At 59.4% G+C, this 16,508-nt stretch carries 14 protein-coding genes; 1 reads left to right on the top strand and 13 read right to left on the bottom strand.

The window, feature by feature from the left end:
* Positions 1 to 44 precede the first annotated feature (44 nt).
* The 13 genes from Q0931_RS08600 to Q0931_RS08660 form a co-directional block, all read right to left on the bottom strand.
* Positions 45 to 1,565, bottom strand: coding sequence for a tripartite tricarboxylate transporter permease (locus Q0931_RS08600; protein ID WP_299259302.1), 1,521 nt, complete (start codon positions 1,563 to 1,565; stop codon positions 45 to 47).
* A gap of 34 nt (positions 1,566 to 1,599) precedes the next feature.
* Positions 1,600 to 2,097, bottom strand: coding sequence for a tripartite tricarboxylate transporter TctB family protein (locus tag Q0931_RS08605; protein ID WP_299259304.1), 498 nt, complete (start codon positions 2,095 to 2,097; stop codon positions 1,600 to 1,602).
* 91 nt (positions 2,098 to 2,188) lie between these two features.
* Positions 2,189 to 3,133 carry a tripartite tricarboxylate transporter substrate binding protein gene (locus tag Q0931_RS08610; protein ID WP_299259306.1) on the bottom strand — a complete coding sequence of 315 codons (945 nt, stop codon included), beginning with the start codon at positions 3,131 to 3,133 and terminating at the stop codon, positions 2,189 to 2,191.
* A 31-nt stretch (positions 3,134 to 3,164) separates the two neighbouring features.
* The gene (locus tag Q0931_RS08615) at positions 3,165 to 4,508 is read right to left on the bottom strand and encodes an enolase C-terminal domain-like protein (RefSeq protein WP_299259308.1); all 1,344 of its coding nucleotides are present in this window, start codon (positions 4,506 to 4,508) and stop codon (positions 3,165 to 3,167) included.
* 417 nt (positions 4,509 to 4,925) lie between these two features.
* Positions 4,926 to 5,723 (bottom strand): NAD(P)-dependent oxidoreductase, encoded by a 798-nt coding sequence (locus Q0931_RS08620; protein WP_299259310.1) that lies wholly within the window; start codon positions 5,721 to 5,723, stop codon positions 4,926 to 4,928.
* 37 nt (positions 5,724 to 5,760) lie between these two features.
* Positions 5,761 to 7,041, bottom strand: coding sequence for a TRAP transporter large permease (locus Q0931_RS08625; RefSeq protein WP_299259312.1), 1,281 nt, complete (start codon positions 7,039 to 7,041; stop codon positions 5,761 to 5,763).
* Between the two features lie 5 nt (positions 7,042 to 7,046).
* A complete protein-coding gene (locus Q0931_RS08630) occupies positions 7,047 to 7,580 on the bottom strand; it encodes a TRAP transporter small permease (protein ID WP_299259314.1) in 534 nt (177 codons plus the stop codon).
* Between the two features lie 64 nt (positions 7,581 to 7,644).
* Positions 7,645 to 8,571, bottom strand: coding sequence for a TRAP transporter substrate-binding protein (locus tag Q0931_RS08635; protein WP_299259912.1), 927 nt, complete (start codon positions 8,569 to 8,571; stop codon positions 7,645 to 7,647).
* Between the two features lie 439 nt (positions 8,572 to 9,010).
* Positions 9,011 to 9,169 (bottom strand): YqaE/Pmp3 family membrane protein, encoded by a 159-nt coding sequence (locus Q0931_RS08640; RefSeq protein ID WP_108843789.1) that lies wholly within the window; start codon positions 9,167 to 9,169, stop codon positions 9,011 to 9,013.
* A gap of 235 nt (positions 9,170 to 9,404) precedes the next feature.
* Positions 9,405 to 10,166: an SDR family oxidoreductase gene (locus tag Q0931_RS08645; RefSeq protein WP_299259318.1), complete on the bottom strand. Its 762-nt coding sequence runs from the start codon at positions 10,164 to 10,166 to the stop codon at positions 9,405 to 9,407.
* Between the two features lie 158 nt (positions 10,167 to 10,324).
* Positions 10,325 to 11,263 (bottom strand): serine O-acetyltransferase EpsC, encoded by a 939-nt coding sequence (gene epsC / locus Q0931_RS08650; RefSeq protein ID WP_299259321.1) that lies wholly within the window; start codon positions 11,261 to 11,263, stop codon positions 10,325 to 10,327.
* Positions 11,264 to 11,472: 209 nt separating this feature from the next.
* Positions 11,473 to 13,830 carry a helicase C-terminal domain-containing protein gene (locus tag Q0931_RS08655; protein ID WP_299259323.1) on the bottom strand — a complete coding sequence of 786 codons (2,358 nt, stop codon included), beginning with the start codon at positions 13,828 to 13,830 and terminating at the stop codon, positions 11,473 to 11,475.
* Positions 13,827 to 15,563 (bottom strand): VRR-NUC domain-containing protein, encoded by a 1,737-nt coding sequence (locus Q0931_RS08660; protein WP_299259325.1) that lies wholly within the window; start codon positions 15,561 to 15,563, stop codon positions 13,827 to 13,829. Before Q0931_RS08660 ends, Q0931_RS08655 begins: the two co-directional genes overlap by 4 nt.
* Before the next feature lie 132 nt (positions 15,564 to 15,695).
* Here Q0931_RS08660 and Q0931_RS08665 point away from each other — a divergent pair, with 132 nt between their 5' ends.
* Positions 15,696 to 16,496, top strand: coding sequence for a transporter substrate-binding domain-containing protein (locus Q0931_RS08665; RefSeq protein ID WP_299259327.1), 801 nt, complete (start codon positions 15,696 to 15,698; stop codon positions 16,494 to 16,496).
* Positions 16,497 to 16,508 lie beyond the last annotated feature (12 nt).

Raw genomic sequence — 16,508 nt, forward strand, 5'->3', positions numbered from 1 at the left:
CCCGAGAACTCCCGGTGCCGCTGCCGCGCTCGACTTTATCAATTTCATGGGTTGGCCCCCTCCTTTGAGGCTTGCACCGGCACGCGGTTGGCGCGGTAGTTTTGCCATAGCGTCAGCACCAGCAGGCCTGCCGCAATGACCAGAAAAGTCAGGCTGATGGGCCGGGTAAAAAATGGCGTCCAGTCACCCTCGAAAGCCTGTAGACCGCGACGCAGATTGGATTCGGCAATCGGGCCCAGAATCAGCCCCAGAATGACCGGCGCCGTGCCAAAGCCATAGCGGTTGAGGAAATAACCCAGAATGCCGAACCCCAGCATCAGATAAAGATTGAACACATCACCATCGACGCCGTAGACCCCGATAAAACAGAGCACCAGAATCGCCGAGAGCAGTTGCTTGCGCGGTACCATCAGCACCCGGATGAACAGCTTGATGCCCAGACACATGATCAGCAGCATGAAGATATTGGCCACGAGATAGGCCAGGAAAATGCCATGGACAATGCCGCTTTGATCATCAAACAGCATCGGCCCGGGAGTCACTCCCTGAATCATCAGTCCCCCCAGCAGTACCGCCGTGGCGGCTTCGCCCGGAATGCCCAGCGCCAGTGTCGGGATCAGGGCACCACCCAGCAACGCATTGTTGGCACTTTCCACCGAAACGATGCCCGGTGCATGACCCGTGCCGAATTTTTCGGGATGCCTGGAAAAGCGTCGCGCCTGGTCGTAGGCCACCAGCGAGGCGATACTGCCCCCGGCGCCGGGAACAGGACCGACGATCGACCCGGAGAGAATGCCGACCAGCAGTGCCCGCCAGTGTTTCAGGGTTTCCAGAAACCGCGGCCGTGCCACATCAATGCGATGACCGCTGTCCTTCAGCCGCTGATGCGGGTCGTACTCAAAGGCATCCTTGAGCACCTGAGAGACGGCAAACAGCCCGATCAGTGCCGGCAACAGATTGACCCCGGTCAACAGTGACAGCTCACCGAAGGTAAAGCGGTCCACCCCGGTGATGGGATCGGTGCCGATAATCGAAACGAAAAATCCGAGCAGTCCGGCAATCAATCCCTTGAGCAGCGACTTGCCCGCCACCGAGGCGATGATCACCAGACCAAATACGCTCAGAGAGAAGTATTCGGCCGCACCAAAACGCAGGGCAAAATCAGCAATGGGGGGCGCCAGCAGACTCAGAATCACCATGCTGGCAATGCCGCCCAGAAAGGAAGCCACAATCGACAGGCCAAGCGCCCGTCCGGCCTCCCCCTTCTTGGCCATGGGGAAACCATCAAAGGTGGTCGCCACCGACGAGGGCGTTCCTGGAATATTGAGCAAAATGGCCGGGATCGAACCGCTGGCACCGGCGCCACACAGCGCGCCCAGCATCATGCCGATGCCCATGACCGGTGGCATGCCAAAGGTGACCGGCAGCAAAAGCGCCACGGCCATGGCCGATGTCAGCCCCGGCAGCGCCCCCATGATAATGCCCAGAAGCGTTCCGCCGGCAATCGCCAGCAACGTGCCGAACTGCAGCACCATGCCCAGTCCATCGAGATAACCGGAAATCATGAAACTCTCCTGAATGGCGTACCGCGAGTTCGCGTCAGGCCGGCAGCGGGATCTCGAACAGCTCGGTAAACACGTAAAAGATGACCACGGCCAGAACAATGGCAAAAATGGCAGCGCCGGCCAGGCTTCTGACGCGTCGGGCCGACGTCAGCTCATGCCATGTGCCACTGGCAAGCAGTAACCCGATCACGCAGGAGAAGGTGAAGATGGCCGTGCTGACGATATAGCCCAGCCGCTCAAAAATCAGGATATATCCCAGCGTCAGTGCCACGATCAGCAGCCACTGCACCACGCCGCGAGAAGAGATCGTGCGTTCATTGCGGGTATCAGCGGCCTGCCATTCGCGGACATCCTTGATCAGACACGGCACGGCAAACACAAAGACCAGTGCCGAGATCAGTTTGGGAAAAAACGCCGGTGACAGGTCGCCAATGATCTCGATGTTTGGCAGCGTCGTGGACACGGCAAAGGCGGCTGCCGAGGCGATCACCAGCAGCAGATCGAACATTGGCTTGCCAATATCACGTTGCATGATTTGAAGCTCCCTCACTGAAGAAACAGCCATCCGTTGATGACTGGATCAAGAGGGCACGCCGCCGTCATGCAGCGACGTGCCCAGCACCCTATTTGGCCAGATCACCGGCTGCTTCACGCATGACATCCGCTGACTGGTCGATGAAGCTGTCGAGCTCATCACCGTAGAGCGGGGCCAGCTGCGTCCCCAGGTTTTCGGCCGTTTTTTCATAGGAGCCGTCGGCCACGATCTGCTTGATGGCCTTGACCCACTGCTGCTCGACCTCCTCCGGAATACCTTTGGGCGCCGCAATACCGCGCCACACCGTCAGTGTCAGGTCGTAGCCTTCTTCCTGAAAGGTCGGCACGTCAGGCAGCGAGTCGCTGCGTTCGGCGTAGGTCATCGCCAGCGCTGTCAACCGGCCGGATTCCAGTGCCGAGCGCAGCTCGGAGCCGCCCAGCACTACCGCGTCCACATGGTTGCCCATGGCCGCGGAGATGGTCTCGGAACCGCCGGGATAGGGAATGATATTGAAATCCGCACCGGTACGATTTTGCATGGCAACGGCTGCAATGTGCGCTGAAGACCCCACGCCCGAGACACCGACCCTGAGGCGTTTGCCCTGCTTTGAGGCCTCGATCAGGCTTTTCAGATCCTTGTATTTTTTATTGTCACCCACTGCGATCACGTAGGGCTCTTCAATGACCTTGGCAATGAAGTCAAAATCATCATGGGTAAAGGCGACATTGCCCATGGCTTCAAGGGTGAGCATGGCGTTACTGGCCGCCAGCATGGTGTAGCCATCGGGCTTTGAAGCCGCCACTCGAGACGTGCCGACCGCTCCGCCCCCGCCGGCGATATTGCGAATGACCAGATCCTGACCCAGCTGTTTTTCCAGCAGCGGCTGCAGGGCGCGCACGAAGGTATCGTTACCGCCACCGGCCGAGAAAGGCACCACCATGCTGACGCTTTTTGTGGGGTAATCTGCCGCCATGGCCGGTGCGCCCAGTACCATCGTGGCCGCAATCGTCAGTGTACTCAGTAGCCTTTTCATGATCCTTTCCCTCTTTGTTTTTAAACGGTGATCAGCGCACCAGCGCCGGGCGTTTGGGATCGAAGGTCCAGCCATCGATCAGGTATTGCATGGCCATGGCGTCGTTTCGAGCCCCGGCCGGCAGGCTGCGATACAGCGCATTCGCTTTCTCGATGGCCGCCATGTCGATCTCGATGCCCAGACCCGGGGCATCGGTGACCGCGACATGACCGTCAATGATCTCGGGGGACTCACACGTCAGGCGAGCGTCACCTTCCTGCCAGATCCAGTGAGTATCCAGCGCGGTCACATTGCCCACGGCCGCAGCACCGACCTGAGCAAACATGGCCAGCGAAATATCGAAGTGATTGTTGGAGTGGGAGCCCCAGGTCATGCCGTGGTCGGCGCACAGTTGCGACACGCGCACGGCGCCGGACAGCGTCCAGAAATGCGGATCAGCCAGCGGAATGTCTACGCTCCGCAGCATCAGGGCGTGGGCCATTTCGCGCCAGTTGGTGGCGACCATATTGGTCGCGACCGGCAGGCCGGTGGCGTGACGGAACTCGGCGAGAATCTCGCGGCCGGAAAAACCTTCTTCAGCACCGCAGGGATCTTCGGCATAAGCGAGCACGCCGTGAAGATCCTGGCACAGGGTGATGGCCTCCTGCAGGGACCAGGCGCCGTTGGGGTCGATGGTGGTACGTGCCTCCGGGAAGGCCTTCGACAGCGCCGTTACCGCCTCGATCTCGCGCTCGCCGGGGAGCACTCCCCCCTTGAGCTTGAAGTCGCGAAAGCCGTAGCGGTCCTGTGCCGCCTGGGCCAGTTCCACGACGCGCCCGGGGGTCATGGTGGCCCTGTCGCGCTGGCGATACCACTCATGCGACTGACCGGGTGTCGACTGGCGATAATCCAGCGGGGTCTGCTCGCCGTCACCGACAAAAAAGAGATAGCCCAGCACTTCGACGCTATCGCGGCGTTTGCCCTCGCCCAGCAGCTCGGCCACCGGCACTCCCAGGTGCTGACCCATCAGATCCAGCAGTGCGGCTTCAAGTGCGGCGACAGCATTGACGCGCAGCTCAAAGGTCCAAGCGCCCTTGCCGAAATCATTGAAATCGGCACGCTGGCCGCTGGCGGCCAGCGCCGATACCATCGAGCGCAACTTGCCCAGCGACTGGCCTTCCACAACCTGACGTGCCCGTTCAAGCGAGCGCTGAATGGTCTCGCCGCCGGGAGCTTCCCCGACGCCAATGCGTCCGGCGCTGTCTTCAAGAATCAGGATATTGCGCGTAAAAAACGGGGAGTGTGCGCCGCCCACGTTAAGCAGCATGCTATCGCGTCCGGCAACGGGTATGACCTTCATGGCCACAATGGTGGGTGTCTCGGTATGTTGCGCCATGGCAGTCTCTTGATGGATGAGTGATCTCGCCGGGTATCAGAGCATTATTGAATGCACCGTTACAGACAGCTCATGAAGCTGCGATGTATCGCGTGCGGCGTTTTTGAAAACACGCGGGTGCAGTGTCAAGCGGCTTCAGTCAATGAAATCGGTCCACAAAAATGTCATACATCATACTTTTAGGACTACGCGACCTTGGTACATTGAACTTTGGGCAAGCAGGTAGTGCAGACCAGAAGTGGAGTGTTTGATCCCGCGCCGTATCGCACAAGGCGACCACGATTTCGGCCATCGATCATTCTGGCCATCAATCAACCATCAATAAAAAGGCCTGCCCAAAAGGGCAGGCCAGGAACAAAATGCTGCTGCCCTCATGAAACGCCAGTGTTTTTGAATGGGTATCAGTCGTGCATCGTTTCAGTCATCGGGATGGCCGGTACTGGCGAACTTGCCGCCCTGGTAGACGACAGCCGGGTCATCCGGATCAATCTCCCCGGCGGCGGCTTCGGTTTCAGCGCGCCAGGGCTCGGAGCTGTCTTTCGGTACCCAGCCCAGAAACGAGGACTTGCGATTATCCCACCAGCGCTCGCGGTTGTTCGAGACGCCGTAGATCACCGTGCAGCCCAGCTTTGGCGCCACAAATGCCCGCTCCAGCAGCGCCACAAAATCTTCCACGCTCATCCAGGTGGCCAGCATTCGGGTATCGGCCGGCTTCGGGAAACAGGAACCGATCCGCACGTTCAGGGTTTCAACGTTGAACTTGTGATAGTAAAGACTGGCGAGATCCTCACCAAAGCACTTGGAGACGCCATAAAGCGAATCGGGACGGCGTGGCGAGTCGGTATCGATATGCGTCGTGCGCGGATAATAGCCAATGGTGTGGTTGGAGCTGGCAAAGACGATTCGCGGCCGGCCGTGATGTCGGGCGGCCTCATAAAGGTTATAGGTCCCGATGATATTGGCCTGCAAAATGCTCTGCCACGGGCTTTCCACCGATATACCGCCCAGGTGAACAACGCCGTCACAATCGCGCACCAGCGCGCTGACGCCGTCGGCATCAGCCAGGTCACAGCGCACGATTTCCTCGTGATCCCCCTCCTTTTCGATCTCGACGATATCAGACAGTCGCACATGGCGGGCCAGACGTGACAGATATGGGCGAAGGGCCTGACCCAACCCGCCGGCGGCGCCGGTCACCAGAAGACGATTAAGCATGAATCACTCCTTTCGAGCGTGTATATAAAAGACAACGCTATTCAATCAGCCCGGGCAACCACATCGAGACGATGGGTACGTAGGTCACCAGCATCAATACGGCAAACAGCGCCAGATAAAACGGCCAGATGGTACGCACGGCCTGTTCCATCTTGATCTTGCCGATCACGCTACCCACGAACAGACAGGCCCCGACCGGTGGCGTACAAAGCCCCATACCGAGATTGATCATCATGACGACGCCAAACTGGATGGGATCCATGCCGAACTGGGTCGCAATTGGCAAAAAGATCGGCGTACAGATCAGAATCAGCGCCGCCATGTCCATGATCATGCCCAGCGCCAGCAGTGTGACGTTGAGCAATAAAAGAATCACGAGTGGATTATCAGAGATGCTCAGCAGCAGATCGGTCAAAAGCTCCGGCACGCTGTAGAGTGCCAGCAGATAGGAAAACGCCGAGGCACACCCCACCAGGATCATGACCAGCGACGTTGTGCGTACCGACTGATAGACCGCCTTTTTGAAGTTGTCCCAGCGCAGTTCGCGATAGACCAGCGCCGTCACCACAATGGCGTAGATGGCCCCGAAGGCGCCTGACTCGGTGACGGTCAGAATGCCCGAAAGCACTCCACCAACAATGATAATGGCCGTCATCAGCCCGGGCAGTGCCGCCACCAGGCTGATCAATAAAGCGCGCCAGCCCCGAAAGGTCTCAGCCGGGTAGCCCCGCTTGACCGCTACCACATAGGCGGCCACGGCGAGTGCCACACACATCAGAATGCCTGGCACGACACCGGCCATGAATAACTGGGTCACCGAAATACCGCCACCGGCAGCAACGGCATAAAGAATCATGTTGTGGCTGGGCGGAATGACCACACCGGCAATCGAGGACGTTACCGTGACGTTGACGGCGTAATCGGCGTCGTAACCCTTCTCCTTCATGACCGGGATCAGAATCGAGCCCAGCGCCGAGGTATCAGCCACCGCGGAGCCGGAAATGCCGCCAAAGAGCATCGAAGAGCTGACATTGACCAGCCCCAGTCCACCGCGCACGCGCCCTACTGCTGCTGATGCCAGTCGTACCAGCCGGTCGGAGATGCCACCGTGGAGCATCAGCTCGCCGGCGAAGATGAAAAACGGAATCGCCAGCAGCGAAAATACCGAGATACCCGAAAGAATGCGCTGAAAGCCGACAAAAAGCGGCAGGCCTTCGTATAGAAAGGTCGTGATGGCAGCCAGACCCACGGCAAAAGCCACCGGCGCCCCGATCACCAGACCAATGGCGAATACGCCAAACAAGATCATCAGACCCATACCGTTTACACCCTTGTTTTATGGGTAAGGCGCTCGACGATGTTGGCGCCGGCAAACAGCACCATCAACACTCCGCAGATGGCCAGAGGCGCTGCCCGCCAGCTTTCCGTCAGCCCGATCATGGGAATGGCTCTGGTGGTGTTGTCCAGCACCAGATTGGTTCCCTGCCAGGCCATGAATACGCCGAAGACAAGTACGAAAAGATCCGCAAGGTGGCACATGATCGTGCGTGGAATGGCTGGCAAAGCCTCGCGCACCATATCAATGCTCAGATGCGTGTTGTGACGCACGCCGGCAGCGGCCCCCAGGCAGGTGATATAGACCACGATGACCAGTGAGGACTGCTCGACCCAGGTCGGGGTGTTGTTGAGCACGTAGCGGCCAAAGACCAGCCAGCCAAACGAGACGATCAGAAAGACCAGCAGCGCTCCCGAAACCATGATGCACAGATGAGCCAGCCCATCGAGTGCACGTCCTGCCACGCCCGTGCGCGGATGATCCTCGGGTATGTCCCTGATCTGATCGGTAGAGCTATCCATGGTGCGTACACTCCCGAGCACGCCTTACTGTGAATAGTAAAGCGCACCCTTCGCGGTGGTTGTTTTACTGTGCGTTGCGAATATCGTTGAGCAGCGGCTCAAGATCGGGATGTTCCTTGACGAAGGCGGCGTAGATCGGCTCCATTTTTGCCTGGAAGGCCGGCTTGTCCACTTCGTTGATTTTCGCGCCGGCGGCAATGACCTCTTCACGACTCTTTTTGGAGCCTTCCGCCCATAGCTGGCGCTGGAGCGTGGCGGCATCAAGCGCTGCCTGACGCACGATGTCCTGATCCTGATCGGACAGCTTTTCCCAGCTTCGCTTGGCAATACACAGGCACTCGGGGAGGATCAGGTGCTCGGTCTCGGAGTAATATTTCGCGATCTCGTCATGGCCACTGGATTCATAGGAGGGAAAGTTGTTCTCTGCGCCATCAAGCACACCGGTCTTCAGGGACTGATATACCTCGCCATACGCCATGGGCGTAGCGTTACCGCCAAGCGCATCGATCATCTCCACGTAGAGGTCATTGTTCATGACGCGAACCTTGAGCCCCTGCATGTCCTCGGGTTCATTGATGGGACGCTTGGTGTTGTAGACACTGCGCGCCCCCGAATCGAACCAGGACAGTGCCACCAGATTTTTCTTCTCCAGCGCATCAGCAAAACGCTGACCGATTTCGCCGTCCATGACCTTATGCATGGCGTCAATGTCCTTGAACAAAAACGGCAGCGACAGCACGTCGGTTTCCGGGACGATCGGCCCCATCGGCCCCATATTGAAGTTGGCAAAATTCAGCGCGCCGCTGCGAGTCTGCTCGATGGCGTCAGGCTGGTCGCCCAGCACGCCGTTGTGAAAGACCTTGGCATTGATGCGCCCGTCCGTCTTTTCGGTCACTTCCTTGACGAAGCTGTCGAGCGCCACGCTATTGGGATAGCCCTGCGGATGAACGTTCCAGCCACGCCAGTTATCGGCATGTGCCGGCAGTGACATGCCGGCCAGTACGCCAACCACGGCTGCGGCCTGAAGACAGTGAACAGGGTTCAGGGATAATCTGATCGACATGGCATGCTCTCCTGGCGGTGAGTAATCAAAGCATTTCGCCCGACAGCGCTGTTCCCGTTACGCTGGGCAGAAAGTAGCCATGTCAAATGGGAGCTCAGCGACCTACCAAAAGCTTGCCGCCTGTCGGATGGAAAATATCTTGACTGGGAGGAACGGCATGGCTGGCATTAATTTGTCATACATCATATCTATCCCACTACTATACGATGTGTCATTGAACCTTATATGTAGAACATACAGCTTGACTTTGTGTTGCAGTCTGTCGTGTCAAAACCGTTGCTTCTCGGCCATCGTTATTAAAAAAGGGAAGGCCCTGACGGGCCTTCCCTTTTCAACGATCAGCGTCTCACCGACAGGCGGCCAGACTTTAACGGCGCGCGATAATCCAGATGGCGTGGATAATACCCGGGATATAACCCAGTAGTGTCAGCAGAATATTGACCCAGAACTGAAGCCCCAGCCCTACCTGAAGAAAAACGCCTACCGGTGGCAGCAAAATGGCAAAAATGATCCTGACGATATCCATATCCCGACCTCACTTCATGTGTGAAAAATGTCGTAACAGTGCCAGTCCTGCTGGTCATCAAGTGCCCCACCAGCCCTGCATTCTGCTACCGTGATCAGTACGAATATGAGGGCCGTCCGGGCCAAAGCCAAGTCCATGACAGAAACCGTTTTCAAACGGTTTCATCCTGCCCTTCCCTGCCCTCATATCCGCACGGAAAGGGCGCAAGTGTAGACGCTCACTGAACATTGCGCGATCAGCCCAGGCGTGGCTGACCGTTGGAGGCCATGATGCCGCCATCGACCGGCAGATTCACGCCGTTGACAAAGCGCGCGTCATGGCTTGCCAGAAAGACGATGACGTCACCAACTTCCTCGGCTTCGGCCGCACGTCCCAGCGGCATGCGATCGGCGAACTTCTTCATCAGATCGTCATTGCCGGTAATGCCACTGGTTAGATCGCTTCTGGTAATGCTGGGGCACACCGCATTGACGCGCACGCCCTCTTCCCCGTAATCGAGCGCCATGGCACGCGTCATATTGCTGACCGCCCCCTTGGAAGCGTTATACAGACTCATGTTCCAGTCCCCCCCAAGCCCTGACACGGAAGAGACATTGACGATGGTGCCCTTCGTTTTCAAAAGCTCCGGAAGCGCGGCACGGCTGGCGTAAAACACACCGTCCACGTTGATACTCATCACCTGCTTCCAGTCATCGAGCTCCGCCTCGTGGACCCGGCCCCCCGGCGCGATACCGGCGTTGTTGACCAGAACATCGAGGCGCCCGAATCGGTCAATGACATCGGCCACCAGGCGATTCATCGCATCGCCGTCAGAGACGTCTGCCACATGAACCAGCGTCTCGCCGTCGATGCTGTCGGCCACACGATCCAGCTTCTCTTTCGTACGACCGATCAGGACCACTTTCGCGCCCTCACTGGCGAAGCGCCGAGCTGCCGCCTCACCGATGCCTGACCCTGCACCGGTCACCATGACTACCCTGTCATCAAAGCGTTTCATCGTGCCTCCTGATTTATGCTGCGTGACGTTGATATCGACCGAAGCTGATGATGCCCGGCGTCTCCTTGAGACCGAACATCATTCGGGGCATCCGGCATTCCTGATACTCGGTACCGCACACCCGTGTTTCATGCCCCAAAAGGTAACGGTATAAAAATTTAACAGGGCGACTTTTGGAGACTGGCCTGAGACACGTTGCTGTGAGGTTCGACGCTTCGCGTCAGCCATACGTTGCCGCCAATGATCGAGTCGTGCCCGATCGTGACGCGACCCAGAATGGTCGCACCGGCGTAAATGACCACATCGTTTTCCACGATCGGATGGCGAGCATGGCCCTTCTCCAGCTGACCGTTTTCATCGGCCGGAAAGCGTTTGGCGCCCAGCGTGACGGCCTGATAGATCCGCACACGATCGCCAATGATGGCCGTCTCTCCGATGACCACACCGGTGCCGTGATCGATGAAAAAGCCAGAGCCGATGCTGGCACCAGGATGAATGTCGATCCCTGTGGCCGAATGGGCCGCCTCGGACACCATCCGGGCCAACAGCGGCGCCCCGGTCGAATAGAGCTGATGCGCCAGGCGGTGGTAAATAATGGCAGTGATGCCCGGATAGCACAGAAGCACCTCATCCACACTGCGCGCCGCCGGATCACCGCGATAGGCCGCCATGATATCGATATCGAGCCAGTGACGAATGGTCGGCAACATGGCGCCAAAATCGCGCACAATGTTGATGGCCTGGTCGGAATGGTCCTGCGGCGCTTCGCCACGACGCATGGCCGTATGATCCAGCTCGAGCAGCACCTGATCGAGCAGTGCATTAAGCGCGGCATCCAGCGTATAGCCGACAAAGTAGTCCTCGCTGTGATGACGCAGATTGGAGGGCCCCAGCCGCATGGGGAACACCGCGCCGATCACGGCCTCGACCACCTCGTTGATGATTTCGCGCGAGGGCAGGCTGCGCCCGCCGGACTCGTTGGTGCGTCCGTGATCGGCGCGCCACTGCTCGCGGGCATTCCGAAGTGAATGCACCACGCTATCGAGCTGCCAGTCGATGGCGTGATCCGCCTTGCTGTAATGATTTAACCGTGCCATGTGAGTATCCCGAAGTGCCGGACAACACCGCAGACCGAACGATCTGCGATGTGTCATGAACCAATATGCTGTTGAGCGTAGCGCAGTCGATCCGGCACGACCTGTAATATGGCCCTGGAGACGACACAGGAACAGGCACGTGGCGAATCAAAAAAGGCAGAATTCTCTTAAGTGGGCCTTGAGACAACCCCTTTCAACGAAGACGCATGCTATCTGCCATCATTATTGTGGCGAGCAGGCGGTGGTAGCGTCCACCAGCGGGGCAGCAGCGCCTGTATCTCGGTCCGACGGAAACGATCATCGATCAGATAAATGACGCCCTGATCCTCGGGCGAGCGAATCACGCGACCGGCGGCCTGCACCACCCGCGTCATACCGGGATACAGATAGGCGTAGCGGTAGCCATCGCCGAACAGTGTCTCCATGCGCGCCTTCATCTGCTCGTTGACTGGATTGAACTGCGAAAGCCCAAGTGTTGCCACAAAAGCACCGATCAACCGCTCGCCGGGCAGATCGATGCCTTCACCGAAGATGCCGCCCAGCACGGCAAAACCGATACCCTGCCCCTTGAGGGTAAAGCGCGCCAGAAAGGCGTCACGTTCGGGCTCGGACATGCGCCGCGCCTGCGACCACTGCGGGACCTCAGGCGCATATTCGGCCAGCGCCCCCCTGACCTGTTCGAGATAGTCAAAGCTGCTGAAAAAGGCCAGATAGTTGCCGGGGCGCTGATGAAACTGATGGGCCATCAGTTCGGCAATGGGCGCAAGGGAAGCGCGGCGATCGCGGTAGCGCGTGGAAATGTGCCCGGCCAGATGCACCTCAAGCTGCCCGGCCTCGAAAGGCGAGGCCATCTCGAGCCATGGCGTGACTGAATCAAGCCCCAGCTGATCACGGTAGTAATGCCCCGGGGAGAGCGTGGCAGAAAACAAAATGGCGGCATGGGCGGCCTCGAAGCGTGGCGCCAGCAGCGGTGCCGGCACCACATTACGCAGTGACAGCGTCGCACTGCGGCCACGGCGCTCAATATCAAACAGGTAGTGGCCGGCATCGCACTCGTCGGCCAGCTCGGCGATGCGCACGATCTGCATGGCATCAAACCACGCTTCCAGCAACGCGCTCTCGAGACCGATAGGCGTGTCGACCATCAGATCGCCGACCTGGGTGACGAACTGCGACAGCGCGTTGAAGAGCTTGCGTGGCGGCGTTTCGAGACAGGCATAATCGCCGTCGTGTTCGCGCAGCAGCGCCTTCCACTGGCGCCACAGCCGGTCCAGCGGACGCTTGAGTACAGCCGGCGCCTCGCGTCGGGCGGCGGCAAAACGGCCCTGGTCAAATTCGGCGCCATACATGGCGCGCCCACGCTCGACAAGATTGTGGGCTTCATCAATGAGAAGGCTGACCCGCCACTGATGCTGTCGCGTCAGGGCGTAGAGCATGGCGCTGGTATCGAACCAGTAATTGACATCACCGATCACGACGTCGCACCAGTGCGCCATCTCCTGCCCCAGATAATAGGGACAGACACGGTGGGCCAGTGCGACCGCCCTGAGACTGCCGTGATCCAGCCAACCCTGCTGTACGGCGGCCTGCCGCGCAGCAGGCAGTCGGTCATAAAAACCGCTGGCCAGCGGACAGCTGTCACCGTGACAGGCAAGCTCCGGGTGCTCGCAGGCCTTGTCACGTGCAATCAGCTCCAGGGTGCGAACACCGGGGTTGAGAGCAGCGTCACCGGCATCCGCTTCAGCGGCGTCTGCCATGCCCAGCGTGGTCAAGGCCTCCAGCGCCAGCCGGCGCCCGGTAGTGCGAGAGGTGAGAAAGAACAGGCGATCAAGGCGCTGGCCCGGCATCGCCTTGATCGCGGGAAACAGGGTGCCCAGCGTCTTGCCGATGCCGGTCGGCGCCTGCAGCATCAGATCGCGGCGGGTGCTGATCGCCTTGAAGACGCTTTCCGCCAGCGCGCGCTGCCCCGGGCGAAAATCGGCGTGCGGAAAGGCGAGCTGCGAAAGCGTCCGTGAACGCGCTGTCTCATGCGCCAGCTCCTGCTCGGCCCAGTCGATGAAGCGCTCGCACTGGGCGATAAAAAAGGCTTCCAGCGCATCACGCGCCATGGTCTCCACCAGCACCGTTTCGCGCTGCTGCTCGATATCGAAATAGACCAGCGCGACTTCGATGGTTTCAAGGTCACGCTGGCGGCACATCAGCGCGGCATAGACCTTCGCCTGTGCCCAGTGCAGCGCGCGTTGATTGGCCGGCATGGCCTCAATGCCGCCTCGGCGGGTCTTCACCTCCTCCAGCCGCTGGCGTACCGGGTCATAGCCATCGGCTCTGCCTCGCACGATCAGCGCGCCATATCGACCCTCAAGGGTGACCTCATGCTCGTAGTGTTTGCCCCGGCGCGAGGCGACCACCTGATGGCCGGCAATGCCCTGCTGCGCGGTGGGGGCCGGCGTAAACCGCAGATCAAGATCGCCCGTGCGCGCGGTAAACTCGCACAGTGCCCGCACCGCCACGCGGTAGCGCGGCGTGTCGTCGCCGCTTGATTCGGCGATGGCCCCCGCTGTGCTCAAGTCGTGCCCTCGTCATCGCCCCAGCGCACATGGCAGACCGTGACCGGCATATCGTGCTGCGCACAAAAGGCGATCCAGCGCTTCTGATTGTCCTGCAGCCGGTCGCCCGGTCCTTTCACCTCGATCATTTCATAGCGGAGCGCGCCTTCAGGCGCATTGGGGTAAAAGCGAATCAGATCCGGCATGCCGGCGCGATGGGCGCGAATATCGGTCAAAAGCCGTTCAAACCAGCAGCGCAGATGCGCCGGCGGCAGACAATGCAGTGCCAGTGCCAGCAGCTCCTCACTGAGCGCCCCCCAGTGTACAAAGGGCGACTGAATGCCCTGCTTCTCCCGGTAGCGCTGCACAATGGCCTCGCGCCAAGCGCCCTCTTCCAGCCGCGCCAGACAGCGCTTGAAGTGCTGCTCGCGCTGCGGGTAGAACTCCGGGCGCATCAGGTCGGCCGGGCCGCTCTGAAACGGGTGAAAAAACGCCCCGGGCAGCGGGGCAAAGATGGCCTCCCAGCACAGCAGGCCAAAGAGCGCGTTGATCAGCGTATTTTCGACATAAAACACCGGCGCCTCAGGTGACGCCAGATGCTCACGAACGGCGTGCTCCACGCAGCCGCTGCGGGGCAGGGTCAGATCACACCGTCTGGCAGAGGCTTCTGCCTCACTCAAGGGCTTTTCCATGCTCAGGGCGCGATGCAGCCGCGGCTGAATACGGGCGGCCTGTTGACGCTCGGCCTCACTGATCGGCGCCTCTGACGCCGCCGTGCACAGGGCCAGCGCCTGGCCATGTTCCCCCAGTCGCTCCAGCACCCGGATATGGCGAATACGCGCCTCGCCATGGCCGCTTTGTCCATACAGCTCACCGGCCCGCATCAGGTCACCCTGACGCTCACAGTGGCGGGCGATGGCATACATGACCCGGCCACGGCGCGCCTCCAGCCAGGGGCTGTCAGCGATGCGCACCGGCAACGCCGCCAGCACCTCATCAATGTCGTAGCCGGCCTCAAAACGTTCCCGGCAGTCATGAATCTGCCAGTAGCGCTCAATATCCTCGCGCCGTTGAAACGCCCGGGATTCGGGCGTGAAGGGCACCACTTCAAAACGATAGATCCCCTGATCTGCCAGCACGAACTCGGAAAACTGCTGGCGCAGGTTGCCGAAAAACATCAGGCGAAGACGCTCACACACGGGCATGACGGTCAGGCGAACCACCTCAGAGGTCAGGGGTTGACCTGTTATAGCGTGCCATTCCTCCAGCCTTAGTGGTTGATCAAACGCCGGCACCAGGGCCTCTTTCACCAAAGCCTCTTTCAAGAGCGCCTTGCGATCGCGGGGCCTGGCGAGATGGTCACGGAACATACCCACCAGCTCGTCACGGGTGAAGAGATCAAACAGCTGATCCAGCGTCAGATCGGGACGCGCGTCCACCAGAGCGTGCTCGACCAGCGGGGCAAGCGCGGCCCGGGTCTCTCCGATCTCGTCGTACACGAGACGATCGATACGAAAGTGCTCGCCCTTGCGCATGACCATGCGCACCAACAGCGCCCTCGAGGGCACGGGCAGCGCCTGAAAACGGGCAATGAAGTCACGCTCATCTGCATCAAGCAGATCGTCATAGCGCTCACTGACCCAGGTCAGTACGTTGTCAAAATTGACCAGATAATAGCGCGGGTCGTTGAGCGAATCCGCAATGTTCAAAAAGGGGGCATTGCCGGATGAGGTGAAAGCAGGAGTACTGTTCATGTATCCATGATATCAGCGTGCCCGGGCCGGTGGCGAGAGATGTGGCTCTGTACTCTTGCGCGCTGTCATGGCGGGTATACACTCGCTCATCATGTCGATAATGGCATCGGCTTCAAGGCAAGGATAACGACAATGAAAAGACTGTTAAGCGCCACCTGCATGGCCACGCTGCTGATTTCGGGCGGCGCCATGGCCAAAACCCCGGACAGCGTTAAACTGGCCATCGATGTCCCCTATGAACCCTTCGTGTATCGCGCACCCAACGGGCAGCTTGAAGGGTTCGAGATCGATCTGGGCAACGAACTCTGCAAGCGCGCCGAACTCGAGTGCAGCTGGGTCGAGCAGCCCTGGGATGGCATCATTCCGGGACTGATGGCACGCAAGTACGACGCCATTTTGTCTTCCATGGCCATCACGCCCGAGCGCGAGCGCCAGGTGCCCTTTTCGATCCCCTACTACAACACACCCAGTATCTGGATTACGGCCCGGGATCGCGATATCAGCATTGATGATCATGACAGCCTCAAGGGGTTGAGCGTGGGTGTACAGCGCGGCTCCATTCGTGACGTCTATGTGACCGAGATGTACGGTGACGTGCTCGACATCCGCCGCTATGGATCCTCTCAGGACGTTGAAAACGATCTTGAAACCGGCCGCCTGGATCTGGCTTTCGAGGACTATCCGCTGGCAATGGAAAGCATCGACTTTCGCGATGATGACAGTCCATTCAAGCAGATCGGCCCTGAAATCAGCACACCCAAACGCATTTTTGGCAGCGGTGCCGCCATGGCCTTTCGAACACGGGACAAGGCACTGGCCGAGACATTCAATCAGGCCATTCGCGATGTCTACGCTGATGGCACCTTCGACAAACTGATGCAGCAGTACTTTGACTATGACCTGTCCACGCCGCCGGACAGCACTCAGCCATAAATGGCATCCGTT

This window comes from uncultured Kushneria sp. (genome assembly GCF_947497025.1).
In the GTDB taxonomy this organism is placed as follows: Bacteria; Pseudomonadota; Gammaproteobacteria; order Pseudomonadales; family Halomonadaceae; genus Kushneria.

Bases quoted from the DNA above. Each gene is read 5' to 3' on its own strand.
- Q0931_RS08600 (WP_299259302.1), bottom strand. From the start codon at position 1,565: ATGATTTCCGGTTATCTCGATGGACTGGGCATGGTGCTGCAGTTCGGC.
- Q0931_RS08605 (WP_299259304.1), bottom strand. From the start codon at position 2,097: ATGCAACGTGATATTGGCAAGCCAATGTTCGATCTGCTGCTGGTGATC.
- Q0931_RS08610 (WP_299259306.1), bottom strand. From the start codon at position 3,133: ATGAAAAGGCTACTGAGTACACTGACGATTGCGGCCACGATGGTACTG.
- Q0931_RS08615 (WP_299259308.1), bottom strand. From the start codon at position 4,508: ATGGCGCAACATACCGAGACACCCACCATTGTGGCCATGAAGGTCATA.
- Q0931_RS08620 (WP_299259310.1), bottom strand. From the start codon at position 5,723: ATGCTTAATCGTCTTCTGGTGACCGGCGCCGCCGGCGGGTTGGGTCAG.
- Q0931_RS08625 (WP_299259312.1), bottom strand. From the start codon at position 7,041: ATGGGTCTGATGATCTTGTTTGGCGTATTCGCCATTGGTCTGGTGATC.
- Q0931_RS08630 (WP_299259314.1), bottom strand. From the start codon at position 7,580: ATGGATAGCTCTACCGATCAGATCAGGGACATACCCGAGGATCATCCG.
- Q0931_RS08635 (WP_299259912.1), bottom strand. From the start codon at position 8,571: ATGTCACTGCCGGCACATGCCGATAACTGGCGTGGCTGGAACGTTCAT.
- Q0931_RS08640 (WP_108843789.1), bottom strand. From the start codon at position 9,169: ATGGATATCGTCAGGATCATTTTTGCCATTTTGCTGCCACCGGTAGGC.
- Q0931_RS08645 (WP_299259318.1), bottom strand. From the start codon at position 10,166: ATGAAACGCTTTGATGACAGGGTAGTCATGGTGACCGGTGCAGGGTCA.
- epsC (WP_299259321.1), bottom strand. From the start codon at position 11,263: ATGGCACGGTTAAATCATTACAGCAAGGCGGATCACGCCATCGACTGG.
- Q0931_RS08660 (WP_299259325.1), bottom strand. From the start codon at position 15,563: ATGAACAGTACTCCTGCTTTCACCTCATCCGGCAATGCCCCCTTTTTG.
- Q0931_RS08665 (WP_299259327.1), top strand. From the start codon at position 15,696: ATGAAAAGACTGTTAAGCGCCACCTGCATGGCCACGCTGCTGATTTCG.